General features: G+C 62.3%; 12 protein-coding genes. 5 read left to right on the top strand and 7 right to left on the bottom strand.

All coding sequences use genetic code 11. The features are described from left to right. Window positions 1–52 precede the first annotated feature (52 nt). From LB559_RS25080 to LB559_RS25095, 4 genes are all read right to left on the bottom strand, one after another. Complete coding sequence (locus LB559_RS25080; protein ID WP_224675216.1) at window positions 53–703, bottom strand: glutathione S-transferase family protein; 651 nt, start codon at window positions 701–703, stop codon at window positions 53–55. A 66-nt stretch (window positions 704–769) separates the two neighbouring features. Continuing rightward, a complete protein-coding gene (locus LB559_RS25085) occupies window positions 770–2,536 on the bottom strand; it encodes a Rieske 2Fe-2S domain-containing protein (RefSeq protein WP_224675217.1) in 1,767 nt (588 codons plus the stop codon). Between the two features lie 21 nt (window positions 2,537–2,557). After that, window positions 2,558–3,451: an aromatic ring-hydroxylating oxygenase subunit alpha gene (locus tag LB559_RS25090; RefSeq protein WP_063172968.1), complete on the bottom strand. Its 894-nt coding sequence runs from the start codon at window positions 3,449–3,451 to the stop codon at window positions 2,558–2,560. Between the two features lie 29 nt (window positions 3,452–3,480). Further along, window positions 3,481–4,338, bottom strand: coding sequence for an aromatic ring-hydroxylating oxygenase subunit alpha (locus tag LB559_RS25095; RefSeq protein WP_032809603.1), 858 nt, complete (start codon window positions 4,336–4,338; stop codon window positions 3,481–3,483). A gap of 250 nt (window positions 4,339–4,588) precedes the next feature. Between LB559_RS25095 and LB559_RS25100 the strand changes: the two genes are divergently transcribed. The 5 genes from LB559_RS25100 to LB559_RS25120 all read left to right on the top strand — a co-directional run bounded on the left by LB559_RS25100 (window position 4,589) and on the right by LB559_RS25120 (window position 10,156). Beyond that, a complete protein-coding gene (locus LB559_RS25100; protein ID WP_063173785.1) occupies window positions 4,589–5,425 on the top strand; it encodes a GntR family transcriptional regulator in 837 nt (278 codons plus the stop codon). Next, on the top strand, window positions 5,422–6,516 hold the full coding sequence (locus LB559_RS25105; RefSeq protein ID WP_013529894.1) for a BMP family ABC transporter substrate-binding protein: 1,095 nt from the start codon (window positions 5,422–5,424) through the stop codon (window positions 6,514–6,516). Before LB559_RS25100 ends, LB559_RS25105 begins: the two co-directional genes overlap by 4 nt. 97 nt (window positions 6,517–6,613) lie before the next feature. Further along, on the top strand, window positions 6,614–8,161 hold the full coding sequence (locus tag LB559_RS25110) for an ABC transporter ATP-binding protein (protein ID WP_063172969.1): 1,548 nt from the start codon (window positions 6,614–6,616) through the stop codon (window positions 8,159–8,161). After that, on the top strand, window positions 8,145–9,236 hold the full coding sequence (locus LB559_RS25115; RefSeq protein WP_013529892.1) for an ABC transporter permease: 1,092 nt from the start codon (window positions 8,145–8,147) through the stop codon (window positions 9,234–9,236). The genes LB559_RS25110 and LB559_RS25115 overlap by 17 nt, the downstream gene beginning before the upstream one ends. Continuing rightward, window positions 9,236–10,156: an ABC transporter permease gene (locus tag LB559_RS25120; RefSeq protein ID WP_082826540.1), complete on the top strand. Its 921-nt coding sequence runs from the start codon at window positions 9,236–9,238 to the stop codon at window positions 10,154–10,156. The genes LB559_RS25115 and LB559_RS25120 overlap by 1 nt, the downstream gene beginning before the upstream one ends. 10 nt (window positions 10,157–10,166) lie before the next feature. Here the strand turns inward: LB559_RS25120 and LB559_RS25125 are convergent, their stop codons facing one another. From LB559_RS25125 to LB559_RS25135, 3 genes are read right to left on the bottom strand one after another with little or no spacing between them, the layout of a single operon-like run. Beyond that, entirely contained in the window at window positions 10,167–11,099 is a 933-nt protein-coding gene (locus tag LB559_RS25125; RefSeq protein ID WP_013529890.1) for an ABC transporter permease, read from the bottom strand. Then, window positions 11,092–12,168, bottom strand: a complete 1,077-nt coding sequence (locus LB559_RS25130) for an ABC transporter permease (protein ID WP_224675218.1) — start codon at window positions 12,166–12,168, stop codon at window positions 11,092–11,094. The genes LB559_RS25125 and LB559_RS25130 overlap by 8 nt, the downstream gene beginning before the upstream one ends. Next, complete coding sequence (locus LB559_RS25135; RefSeq protein WP_224675219.1) at window positions 12,165–13,688, bottom strand: ABC transporter ATP-binding protein; 1,524 nt, start codon at window positions 13,686–13,688, stop codon at window positions 12,165–12,167. The genes LB559_RS25130 and LB559_RS25135 overlap by 4 nt, the downstream gene beginning before the upstream one ends. Window positions 13,689–13,692 lie beyond the last annotated feature (4 nt).

The following is a 13,692-nucleotide window of genomic DNA, read 5'->3' on the forward strand; positions in this document are numbered from 1 at the left end:
TCTCTCCCAAATCTCTATTTTGCCGGGCCAGAACGCGGCGCTTATGATCAGACTATGCGGCGATCTTGCCGGGGCCGGCGGGAAACACACCCGACATGACGGTGAAGCCCTTGATGCGCTTGACACGGTCGCACCAGCGCCGAATAGCCGGATAGTCCTGGCGCGGAACACCGCCTTCCTCCGACAGGATGATGTAAGGAAAACAGGCGATGTCGGCGATGGTCGGGTGACTGGCCGAACAGATCCAGTTGCGGCCCTGCTGTTCGCCGAACCACAGATGCTCGTCGAGGATACGGAAAAGGCGATGCGCGCCGGCGCGCGCGGCGTCGATATCGAAGTCATAAAACAGCGCATCGTGCAGGCGGGCGGCCGACGCCGTCGAAGTGATACCGTCTGCAAAGGCCAGCCACTGGCTGATCTCGCCCAGCAGAGCGGGATTGTCCCGCGGATACCAGGTGCCCGACGGATCGTATTTCGAGGCGAGATAGACAAGGATCGCTTGGGCGTCGCGCAAGATCAGCCCTTCATCCTCGATGACCGGCAGCTGGCCAAGCGGATTGAGTTTCAGGAACCATTCCGACTTGTGTTCGCGGCCGGGGTAGAAGTCGACCGGCACGGTCTTGTAGTCGATGCCGAGAAAACTCATCAGCAGCCGCAGCTTGTAGCAATTGCCCGACAGTTCGTAGTCGTAAAGCGTGATCATCGGCGGCTCCTAAAGCAATTCCAGGAAAAGTAACGGTTTCCGTCCGGAATTGCGTAAAACAAACAGTTAGATGTCCAGAACCAGGCGTGCCGATTTGGCGCGCGAAACGCAGGTCATGATCTTGGTTCCGGCCTTCCTCTCGGCATCGTTGAGGTAGACGTCCTGATGGTCCGGTTCGCCCTCGATCACCGTCGCCACGCAAGTGCCGCAGGCGCCTTGCTCGCAAGACGACGGAACATCGATGCCGCTTTCGCGCATGACCTGCATGATCGTCTTGCCCGCCGGCACCTGAAGCGTGACGCAGGAGCGCGCCAGCGCGACCTCGAAGCTCGAACTGTCGTCGATCTTGTTGGTGTTCTTGAAGTACTCGAAATGGACGGCGCTATCCGGCCAGCCCTGCTCGGCCGCGATCTTGCGCGCGGCTTCCAGCATCGGTCCCGGGCCGCAGATGTAGAGATGCATGCCATTGCGATAACCGGCGAGGAGTTGTCGAAGCTCGGCGCCGGTCGCGTCGGGCGAGAGGCCGAGATGCGGCTTCAGCGCATCGCCGAGATGCTTCAGCCGATCGGCAAAGGCGAGGTGTTCCTCGCCTTGCGCGAAATAATGCAGCTCGTGCGCAAGCTCCTGGTTCTTCAGCGCCTGCGCCATGGCGAGCAGCGGCGTGATGCCGATGCCGCCGGCGACGAACAGCGTCTTGATCGCATCGCGGCGCAGCGGGAAGTTGTTGCGTGGCTCGGAAATCGCCAGCACGTCGCCCTCTCGCACCGTCTCATGCATGCATTTCGAGCCACCCTTGGAGTCCCGTTCCAGCTTGACGCCGATGGTGAAGCTGTCGGTTTCACCGGGACCGTTGGTGATCGAATACTGCCTGATCTCGCCATTGGGCATGTGGACGTCGATATGGGCTCCAGGCTGGAACGTCGGCAGGATGCCCTTGATCGGACGAAGCTCGAAGCCTGCGATCCCGTCGGCGGTCTGCCATTTTCTGGCCACGCTGACACGCAGCGCAGCCTTGCGGCCATGCGTGGTCACCTCAGGCATTTCGGCGAGTTCGGCCGAGACCCGTTCGTAGACCGGCTCGAGCGGCGCCGGCGCCGGCGCGTTCGCCACGTCGCGCTCGACCTCGTCGCGCAGCTTGGAAAGCCGCTCATTGTGGTGACGCAGAATGGCAATGCGCGCGGCGCCCTCGGCCTCCTGATCGAGCACGCCGCGGATCACCGAACGGTTGGAATCGACCGGCTGCACGAAGAAAACGCCCTGCGTCTCGGCGCCGCTGGCTCGCGAGCGAAGCGCCACAGCGAAATCCTGGGCGGCTTCGACGAGAATGTCGGCGCCCTCGCCATCGATCGCTCCGTTGGGTTGAAAGCGATAGGCTCTCAGCCTCTCGACGACCTTGTCGGCCGGCGCGTTGACCGCGATGCCGCGCAAGGCGAGGAGCTTGCCTTCGGCGAGGCCGGCAATCTCAGGCACCTCCCCGCGCGGCTCTTCCGAGGACCAGACCAAGCCATAACGTTCGACCGCCGGAAAAGTGCGGTTGGTGATGGTGCGGGCGGGTGCATCGGCCGGATGAGCCGGGATATAGGTGCAGCCAGCGGTGCGGTTCGAATAACGCCAGCCGTGATACTGGCATTTCAGTTCGCGCCCGTCATTGATGCCGATCGACAGCCTGACGCCGCGATGCAGGCAGCGGTTCTCCCAGATGTTGACGTAACCGTCATCGGCCCGCCACACGGCGAATTCCCGGCCGAGCAACTGGCCGTGGAAAACGTGGCGAAACGGCAAATCATGGGCAGCGGCGATCGGATGCCACCGGCTTCTGGCTTCTTCCAACATCAATCGTCTCCAAAATGTCTGTCAGGCTGCAGCCGGGATGACCCCGTAGGTCACGCCCTTCTGGCTGAGCCAGCGCCGGTAGGCGATGGCCGACTTGTCAGCGCGGATCGGCGTCTCGGCGCGCGGATCGAGCGGCAGGCGCTTCGGCACCTGGTTTTCCAGGATCGGCTTGTCCTGGCCGAAGATCGTCTGCTGGAAACGCTTGATCACCTTGTCTTCATTGTCTTCGTCGAGCACGCAAAGCAGCATGTGGGCGCGCACATGCTCCTGGTCGACCGGCTGCAGGAAGACGGCGATGACATCGCGCCGGGTCTCGTCGACCGGGCTCGATTTATAGAGCACCGAGCAATAGGGATGCGGCACGCGATAGACGTAGTCGACGTCGGCGCCGCCATCGGACGCCGTCGACGCCATCGGCTGGAAGAAGCGGCAGCGCGTGGCCAGGATCTCGTCGCGATCGACGGAGATCTCGACGTCGTATTCCTTGACTTCGGTATGCGGCTCGACGCCGAGTATGTCGGTATGCACATAGGGGAAGTGGCCCATGTCGAGAAAGTTCTCGATGGCGCGCGGCGCCGAGACGTTGACGCCGAACGTTGCCGCATTGAGCTTGCGGCGGTCCGGCTCTTGATATTCGGGGATCGGGAACAGCTCGGCCGGCGGCGACCCGAGCGAGGTCCAGACATAGCCATAGGCGCTTATTGCAGGCAGCCTGTCGGCGGGTGGAATATGGTCAGCCCTTTGCACATCGGAACGCGAGCGCCAGACGACGGGCTCGCCATCCACGTCCACCGCAAAGCTGAGGCGCTCCTCGAGCAGAACGGTCTCCTGGACGGCGCCGGGAGCAGCTTCCGCGATGGCGCCCACGGGATGCCAGAGATTGAGGATCACGGGATCAGCGCATTTCGTCATCATGTTATCCCTTCAAATACCCTCGGACGTCATCAGATCTGTGCCGGTATCGCACCATAGGTGACCGCCCTGTCACGCAGCCAGCGCCGATAGGAAACCGAGACGGCATCGGCGCGGATCGGCGTCTCGGCGCGCGGATCGAGCGGCAGGCGCTTGGGGACCTGGTTTTCCAGGATCGGCTTGTCCTGCGCGAAGATCAATTGCATGAAACTGCGCACCGTCGCCGCATCCATGCCCTCCTTGAGGTAGCAGAGATAGGGATGCGCGACGCAGTTCTCCTCGTCGACCGGCTGCACGAACAGCGTGATGACATCCAGCCTCCCCTTCTGGATCGGATTGCTCTTGTAGAGCGCCACCGTATAGGGCCGGATCACCTTGTAGATGTACTCGACGACGAACCCTTCCTTCGCGGTCGGCGACGCGATGGGCTGGTAGAATTTGCATTCGGTCGCCAGCACCTCGTCCTGGGGCGTGATTTCCACCTTGTAAGGCACGACCTCGGTATGCGGCTCCTCGCCGAGCCAGCCTGTGTGGATGAAGGGGAAATGCCCCATGTCGAGAAAATTCTCGACGGCGCGAAGGCCCGACACCTTGACCGCGATCGAGCCGCCGCTGACCAGATGTCGATCCGCCTCGTTGGCCTCGGGGATGTAGATGATGTCGCGCCAGGGTTTGTCCAGACAGGTCCAGACGAAGCCATAGCGCTCGGCGCTCTTCAACACGTCGCCGGTATCGTTGCGAACGACTTCGATCTTGTTTGAATGTTTTCGAACGACGAGATCGACCCCAAGCAGACGGGTCGAAAAGGGCACATCCTGGCTGAGCGATTCCTGGTCAGCGACGATATGCCAGTCGTTCAGAAGCTCGCGGTCGACGCAACGGGTTGCCATCGGCATCCCTCCCAACTCGGCTAGCCCTTCACCACGAACCTAGCCTGACGTTTCGCAATGACGAAATCACAAGATTGGATACCAATCAATGATTTTTTGTCAGCCAAAATCATTTTTTGTGTTGACAGACTATAATGATTGAATTCCGATATGGAAAACCTGAACCTGGGATATGGCACATCCCGAAGCGTCATGTCTTCATCATGGAAAGCCTGCTGATCATGTCGTCGCAAAGACGGAGAACCGTGCCTTGAGCAGCCGCTCCCAGACGATCGCGGACACGCTGACCCGCGCCATCATCGACCATCGGCTGGTGCCCGGCTGCAAGCTCGGCGAGCGCGAGCTTGCCGAGATATTCGATGTCAGCCGCATCGTGGTGCGTCAGGCCCTGATACGGCTCGCCGATGACGGGCTGGCGCAGATCGAGCGCAACCGCGGCGCCTTCGTCGCCAGGCCAAGCATGCAGGAGGCAATGGAGATTTACGACGCGCTGACCCTTGTCGAACAGGGGGTGGCGGCCCAGCTCAGCGATCGCCTTGGCCCCGCCGGATGGGCCGAGCTGCGCCAGCATGTCGAACGCCAGCGCCAGGCAGTCGCCGCCGGCAACGATGCGCTGGCCGACGTGCTCGGCCAGGAATTCCACACGGTGTTCGTGCGCCTTAGCCGCAACAAGGTGATGCAGGAAATTCATGCCCAGCTGGTGCGCCGCACGACGCTGCTGCGCTCGCTCATTTCAGCCGATTTCGACTATTGCAATCTGCTCGACGATCATTCGAGGGTCGTCGACCTCCTGGAAAAGGGCCGCCTGAAACAGGCCATGGACCTGATCGACACGCATCACCGCACCGTGGTGCGCGGCTACATCATGGATCGCGAGGTGTTTCCGGAGATGACGCCTGCCGAAGCGCTCGCACCCTATCTCGACGGCAAGGCCGACGGAGCAACGATATCGGCTGGATTGAGGCAGGCAAAACCATCCGGGAATGGCGACGGCGCGGCGCACGCGCACGTCCATCTCCCTAACAAAGACCGGGCATCGACAAGCCGGGCATCAACCAAAAAAACCAACAGAGGGTTACCGACATGAACGACCTGACAAGACGCGGATTCCTGAAATACAGCGGTGCGCTGGGTGCTGCGCTCGGTGCTGGAGGGCTGAGCACGGTCGCCAAGGCTCAAGAGGTGCTCAAGATCGGCGTCGTCTACGTCTCGCCGATCGCCGAAATCGGCTGGACCAAGCAGCACAGCCTTGGCGTCGAGGCGATCAAAGCCGCGTTCGGCGACAAGGCCGAACTCACCGTCATCGACAACATCTTCATGCCGCAGGATGCGGAGCGCATTTTCCGCGAGCTGGCCAGCGCCGGCAACAAACTGATCTTCGGCACCAGCTTTTCGCACGGAACGCCCATGCAGAAAGTGGCGCCGCGGTTCCCCAAGGTGGCTTTCGAACATTGCTCCGGCATCGTCCACCTTGCCAATCTGGGTACCTTTGAAGCCAAATATTACGAGGGCACTTTCGTCGCCGGCGCGGCGGGCGGCTACATGTCGAAATCCGGCAAGATTGGTTTCATCGGCGGCTTTCCAATTCCGGATATCGTCGGCCCGGCCAACGCGCTGCTGCTCGGTGCGCAAAGCGTCAATCCGAACGCCACTTGCAACGCCATCTTCCTCAATTCCTGGTTCGATCCGGGCAAAGAGAAGGAGGCCGCCAAGACGCTGCTTTCGCAAGGCTGCGACGTCATCTGCTCGATGACCGACACGGCGACGGGCGTCCAGGTCGCGGGTGAAGGCGGCGCCTGGTCGATCGGCTACGCCAGCGACATGGCCAAGTTCGCTTCGGGCAAACAGCTGACGTCCTTTGTCCTCGACTGGACCAGCGACTATGTCGGCGCCGCCAAGGCCGTCGCCGCCGGCACCTGGAAGCCGGAAGTGCGCTGGGATGGACTGGCGGCGGGCGTCGTGAAGATGGCGCCCTACAATGACGGCATACCGGCCGACACCAAGGCCAAGCTGAAGCAGCTCGAGGCCGACATCGGCAGCGGCAAGGTGCACCCCTATGGCGGCGAGTTGAAGGACCAGGCCGGCAACCTCAAGGTCGCTGCAGGCTCCGTCCTGGCCGATGACGATGTTCGCGGCATGAACTGGTTCGTCAAAGGCATGATCGGCAAGCTGAGCTGAATGCCATCAAAGAACCAGGGAGGCGCCGAGACCGACCTTCGGCGTCTCCCTGCCTGGTTCCCGTCCAACCTCGCTTCACGCCACGGCAGGACCCGCCATGCATCCGCGTCTAGAACTGCGCAACATCTGCAAGCGCTATCCCGGCGTCGTCGCCAATGACGACGTCTCGCTGTCTATCCAGCCCGGCGAAATCCACGCCGTGCTGGGCGAAAACGGCGCCGGCAAATCGACCCTGATGAAGATCATCTATGGCGCGGCGCAGGCCGATTCCGGCGAGATCTTCTGCGACGGCAATCCGATCGCGGCGCACAACCCGGCGACGTCGCGCGCGCTCGGCATCGAGATGGTCTACCAGCACTTCGCGCTGTTCGAATCCGTTTCAGTGGTCGAGAACATTGCGCTCTCGGCAAGCAGCGCCTTCGATCTGCCCTCGCTTGCCGCCAAGATCCGCGAGCTTTCGCTTCGCTACGGTATGCCGATCGATCCGCATCGCCAGGTGCATGACCTCTCTGTCGGCGAGCGGCAGCGTGTCGAGATCGTGCGCTGTCTGCTGCAGGCGCCCAAGCTTCTTATCCTCGACGAGCCGACTTCCGTGCTGACGCCACAGGCGGTGGTCAAGCTGTTCGAGACGCTTCGACAACTCGCCGCTGAAGGCTGCAGCATCGTCTACATCAGCCACAAGCTCGACGAGGTGCAGGAGCTCTGTGACACCGCAACCGTGCTGCGCAACGGCAAGGTCACCGGCACCGCTCGGCCGAAAGAGACGACCTCGCTCGAGCTCGCCCGCATGATGGTCGGCTCGAAGCTGCCGGAAATGCATGTCAGCCCGCCGACCCCGAGCGAGAAGCCAGTGCTTGAGGTCAACAACCTTTCGGTCAAGGCAAGAGACCATTTCGGCGTGGATCTGAAGGACGTCTCCTTCAACGTTCATGGCGGGGAAATCGTCGGCCTGGCGGGAGTGTCCGGAAACGGCCAGGCGGAGCTTATCGCCCTGCTCAGCGGCGAACGCACGCATCACAACAACGACGCGATCAGGATTTGCGGTACCGCTGCCGCTCGCCTTCGTGCCGACGAGCGCCGTAAGCTCGGTCTCGCCTTCGTTCCCGAGGAACGGCTGGGCCGTGGCGCGGTACCGTCGCATACGCTGTGGGAGAACGCGGTTCTGACCGCCCATCGCTTCGGCACCGTCCGCAACGGCCTGGTCGACCGGCGCAAAGCCAGCGCCTTCGCAGCTGGCATCATCGACAGGTTCAAGGTCAAGGCCAACGGTCCGGCTTCGACGGCACAGAGCCTGTCGGGCGGCAATCTGCAGAAATTCATCGTCGGCCGTGAGATCGCGCTCGAGCCGAAGCTTCTGCTTGTCTCCCAGCCGACCTGGGGCGTCGATGTCGGCGCCAGCGCCTTCATCCGCCAGACCATCGTCGACCTCAGCCGCGCCGGCGCGGCGGTGCTCGTCGTCTCCGAAGAACTCGACGAGCTGTTCGAGATTTGTGACCGGCTTCTGGTGATCTGCCAGGGGCGCGTGTCACCGCCGCTGGTACGCAAGACGACCGACCGCGAAGAGGTCGGGCTGCTGATGACCGGTCGAACGATGAGCACGGATCAAATGGCAATTGGGAGTGGCGACGTTGCGCTTCAGGATTGAACAAAGGCCGGAGCCTTCGGCAACAATGCGCGTCGCGGCGCCGGTGCTGGCGTCGGTTTTGACGCTGGTCGTCGGCTCGATCTTTTTTGCCTCGCTCGGACACGATCCGCTGCCGACGCTCTACGCCTTCTTTGTCGAGCCGCTGAATTCCCTCAACGGTTTGTCGGAATGGCTGCTCAAGGCTTCGCCGCTGATCCTCATTGCGTGTGGGCTGGCTATCGGCTTCCGCGCCAATGTCTGGAACATCGGCGCCGAGGGCCAGTTCACCATGGGCGCGATTGCGGCGAGCGGCGTCGGTCTTTTCTGGCCGAACCCGGACAGCGTGCTGCTGTTGCCGTTGATGTTCGTTGCCGGCATGGGCGCCGGCATGGCATGGGCGGCGATCCCTGCCTTCCTGCGCGCCCGCATGAACACCAACGAGATCCTGGTCACGCTGATGATGACCTACATCGCGACGCTGTTCCTGTCCTATCTCGTGCATGGACCGTGGCGCGATCCGGCCGGTTTCAACTACCCGCAGACGGCACTTCTGCCGACAGCCGCCCTGTTCGAATCCTTCGACCCGGCCTATCGGCTCAACCCTTCGATCTTCATCACCGTCGTCGCCGTGTTCGTGATGTGGCTATTCACTGACCGCAGCTTCCTTGGCTACAAGATGTCGGTGAGCGGAGCGGCACCGCTAGCCGCCCGCTATGCCGGCTTTCGCGAATCTGCCGCCGTCTGGATCGGGCTGATGGCGGGTGGTGCGGCCGCCGGCATCGCCGGCATGGCGGAAGCCGCCGGGCCGCTCGGCCAGCTCTCGCCGCAGATTTCGCCCGGCTACGGTTTCGCGGCCATCATCGTCGCCTTCATCGGCCGGCTGAACGCCTTCGGCATCGTGCTTGGCGGGCTGTTGATGTCGCTGCTTTTCCTCGGCGGCGAAGGCGTGCAGATGACGCTGGGCCTGCCCTCGGCGCTGACGCGCATCTTCCAGGGCATCCTTCTGTTCTTCCTGCTCGCCGCCGACTTCTTCATTTTTTATCGCATCCGCCTGATACGGCCGGCCCGAGACACGCACGCGCTGGAGACAGCCTGATGGACTTGATCATCGCCATCTTCACCGGCACCGTCATCGCCGCCACGCCGCTGATATTCGCGGCACTTGGCGAACTGGTGGTCGAGAAGTCCGGCGTGCTCAACCTCGGCATCGAAGGCATGATGCTGATGGGCGCGGCATTGGCTTTCTGGGCCGTCACAGCGGGCTATCCAATGCCGGTTGCGATCCTTGCCGGCGCCCTGGCAGGTGCCGCCGCCTCGCTGCTGTTCGGCGTTCTGGCACTGACCTTCCTCACCAATCAGTATGCGGCCGGACTGGCGCTGGCCATCTTCGGTTCCGGCGTGTCGGCCTTCCTTGGCCGCGGCTTCGGCAGCGAGCCTATCGAGGCGCTGCACGGCATCAACGTCCCTGTTCTGTCCGATCTGCCGCTGATCGGTCCGTTGCTCTTCCGCTTCGATCCGATGGTCTACCTGGCTCTGGTGATGTTCGCTGCCATCAGCTGGTTTCTCTACCGCACGAAGGCCGGGCTGATCCTGCGAACGATCGGCGAGTCACCGCAGACATCGCATGCGATCGGCTATCCCGTGATCAGGATCCGCTACATGGCCGTGCTGTTTGGCGGGGCGATGGCTGGCCTGGCGGGCGCCTATCTGTCCGTCGCCTACACACCGCTCTGGGTCGAGAACATGACTGCCGGCAAAGGCTGGATCGCACTGGCGCTGGTGGTTTTCGCCACATGGCGCCCGCTGCGCATCCTGCTTGGCGCCTGGCTGTTCGGCGGCATGACGATCCTCCAGCTGCAGGGACAGGCGCTCGGACTGGAAGTGCCGTCCGAACTGCTCTCGGCCCTGCCCTATCTCGCGACAATCATCGTTCTGGTGCTGATCTCGCGAAACCGGCAAATGCTGGCGCTGCACTTCCCGGCTTCGCTAGCAAAGCCTTTCCGCCCGGCGGGTTGAGCAGCAGGGTCTATTCCCTGTTGTAGGGAATGCCGAGCGCCACGGGCTGATGGGTGCGCGACCGCAGGCCCGCAAGCAGCACAAGTGACGCCACATAGGGCAAGACGAGGAACAACTGGTGGGGGACAGGAATCCCCACCACTTGCGCATGGATGCCCAACGCCTCCAGAAACGCGAAGATGAAGATCGCTCCAACGATCCGGAACGGCATCCAGTTGCCGGCGATGATCGCGACCACGACCAGCCAGCCGCGGCCGGCAATGAGATCGGGAACGAACTTGTCCGAATAGCCAAGCATCAGGAAGGCGCCGCCGAAGCCGGACATCATGCTGCCGAACATGATCGCGAGGCACTGCCTGAGGCCGACGTGCAGGCCCTTGACGTCAAGCGCCTTCGGATTTTCGCCGACACAGCGCACCTCAAGGCCGTATTTCGTTCGGTAGAGAAAGAACCAGACGAGGATGGGCACCAGGAAGCTGACATAGGTCAGCAGGCGTTGGGAAAACAGCACCGGCCCCAGGATCGGAATATCCGACAGATAGGGGATCGGAACCTGGTCGAAGCCGATGAAGGTCGGCGCCTCGCGACCGCCAATATAGGCCTGGAACCAGAACAGCGTCACGCCCGATGCCAGGAGATTAAGGGCAAGGCCGGCTACGAATTGCTCGGCCTTCAAAACAATCGTGACGAACGACATGATCAGGCTGCTCGCGGCGCAGGCCAGGATGGCTATCGCCAGAGCCAGCCAAGGCGATCCGGTTGTTGAGGCAACCATGTAGGCGACAATGGCGCCAATCAGCATGGTGCCTTCGACAGCGATGTTCCAGATGCCCGCGCGCTGCGTGACAAGTTCGCCCATTGCCGAAAAAAGCAATGGCGTGGCAATGCGGACCATCGCCGCCAGGAGGCTTATCAGAAGCGGGCCCTGCAGCAGCTCAAGCATGGACTTCCCTCCTCACGATCTGAAGGCGCGTTGCGACGGCGGCACTGAGAAAGAACAAAAGCACCAGCCCTTCCATCGCCGACACCAGGCCTGCCGGCGTGCCACTCTTCAGCCGCATGTAGATCGTGCCGCTTTCCAGCGCGCCGAAGAACAGGGCGGCGATCATCACGCCGCTCGGGCGCAGTCCTCCCACCATGGCAACGACGATCCCCGAACTGCCGATGCCAAGCAGCGTCTCGGCACGCAGCCGGTGCGAGACACCGAAAAGCTCGCCGGCGCCAGCCAGTCCCGCCAGGGCCCCCGACATCAGCATGACGGTCAGCAGAAGCCGGCGCACATTGGTGCCGCGAAACGTCAGCGCGGTCGGGTTTGAGCCGAACGCGCGGATTTCGTAGCCCAGCGACGTCTTGTCGAGCAGCACCGCTGCGAATGCCGAGGCGGCGAGAGCGAACAGGAAGCCGACATGCAGCTTTCCCGCCCCAACGGACAAGAGGATCGGCCACTCCAGACTTGGATCGATGGGCGGCGACTGGTGATAGGATACGGTCACGCCTGTCGCCATCCAGGGGCCGCCATCGACAAGGTAGGCGAGCAGGTACATGACGACGTAATTCAGCATCACCGTCGAAATGATCTCGCTGGTGCCGAACCTGGCTTTCAGTGCGCCGGCCAACAGGCCGAGCACGCCGCCGCCCGCCATTCCGGCCAGCGCGAGTGTGCAGACGGCCAGCCAGCCTGGCAATGGCGCTATCCAGAAACTCACCCAATAGGCGGCCATCGCGCCGGCGAACACCTGCCCCTCCTGGCCGATGTTCCAGATCTTGGCCCTGAATGCGAACACCGTGCCCAGCCCGACAAGCAACAGCGGGGTCGCCTTCGCCAGCGAACCGAGCAATGCGCCTTGGCTGCCGAATGCACCGACGATCAGGGCCGTGAAGGCCCTTGCAGGATCGCCGCCGGAAAGCCTCAGCAAAACAGCGGAAGCCAGGAGAGCACCTGATATCGCCGCCGAATAGCAGACGACGTTCCATCCCAGGCTGCTGCCCGAGCGTCGTTGAAATGAAATCATTGAATTCCCTGCGTAAGCTGGCTGGCATCGCCTGCCATCATCATTCCAAGTTCGAGGAGGCTGGTCTCCTCGGGTCGCACGATGCCCATGATCCGGCCCTTGAACATGACCGCTATGCGATCGCAAAGGCGCAGCAGGTCTTCGAGTTCCTCTGAGGCGAGCAGGATCGCAAAGCCGGCGGCCCGCTTTTCCAGGATTTTCTCGTAGACGAATTCGGAGGCCGCAACGTCGAGCCCTCGCGTCGGCTGGTTGGCCAACAACAGCCGCCGCGCATGCTGGAACTCGCGGGCAAGAATGACACGCTGCGCATTGCCCCCCGACAGTCGCTCCACCGGGAGGTCCGCCGAGGCGGTCGCGACCTTGTATTCGTCGATCTTGCGCCTCGCCAACTCAGCCAGTTTGCGGCGATCGAGGAACGGACCGCGACAATATTCCGGCGATCGCTGCCAGCCGAGGACAAGGTTTTCGGCGGTTCCGAACTCCGGGATCAACCCTTCGAGGAAACGATCGTCCGGAATGAAACCCACGCCGCTGTCGAGAATCTGGCGAGACGTCGGCGCGGTGACCGGGCTTCCTTCCAGCGAGAAACCGCCCGATTGAAGCGCGCGGACTCCCATCAGTACCTCGAACAGTTCCTTCTGGCCGTTGCCGGCAACACCAGCCAGCCCGAGAACCTCGTTGGCGGCGACGGTAAACGTCACGTCCTTGAGGACATCCTCGCCCCATTCGCCAACCGCCGACACCTTCTCGACCGAGAGGATTTCTCCCGCCGGCGTGACGGAATTGTCCCTGACGTTTTTCGTCACCTTGTGCCCGACCATGAGGGCGGTAATCGCCTCGGCTGTCGTATTGGCGGTGTCCACCGTAGCGACGACCTTGCCTTTGCGCAGGATGGTGACCCTGTCGGATTGCATCACCTCGCGCAGCTTGTGACTGATCAGGACAATCGACAATCCACGCTTGCGCATCCCATCAAGGATGACGAAGAGCTGGTCGGATTGCTGCGGCGTCAGGACCGCCGTCGGTTCGTCCAGGATCAGCAGCTCGGCACCGAAATAGAGTGCTTTGAGGATTTCCACCCATTGCTGTTCACCGACCGACAATTGCCAGATTTCGCGATCGAGGTCGATGTCGATGCCGCAGTCCCTGCAGAGGCCGAGAACCCTGCGGCGGGCATCGGCCTTCCTCAGCAGCAACCCGACATCGGCACTGCCGACGATGATGTTTTCGAGCACGGTGAAGTTCGACACCAGCACGAAATGCTGGTGAACCATGCCGATGCCTAACCGCAAGGCATCGGCGGGAGAGTTCAATTCCACCACCTCGCCCTTGAAGCGTATCTCGCCGCTATCGGCTTTGTAGTAGCCGTAGAGGCAGGACGACAGCGTCGACTTGCCTGCCCCGTTTTCACCGAAAAGGCAGTGGATCTCACCCTTGCGGATATCGAGATTAACCCCGTCATTGGCAATGACGCTGCCAAATCGCTTGGTAAGGTTCTGAACGTTCAGCAGGTCTTCCATTGGG

The organism is Mesorhizobium sp. BR1-1-3 (genome assembly GCF_020165455.1).
GTDB classification, from domain to species: domain Bacteria; phylum Pseudomonadota; class Alphaproteobacteria; order Rhizobiales; family Rhizobiaceae; genus Mesorhizobium; species Mesorhizobium ciceri.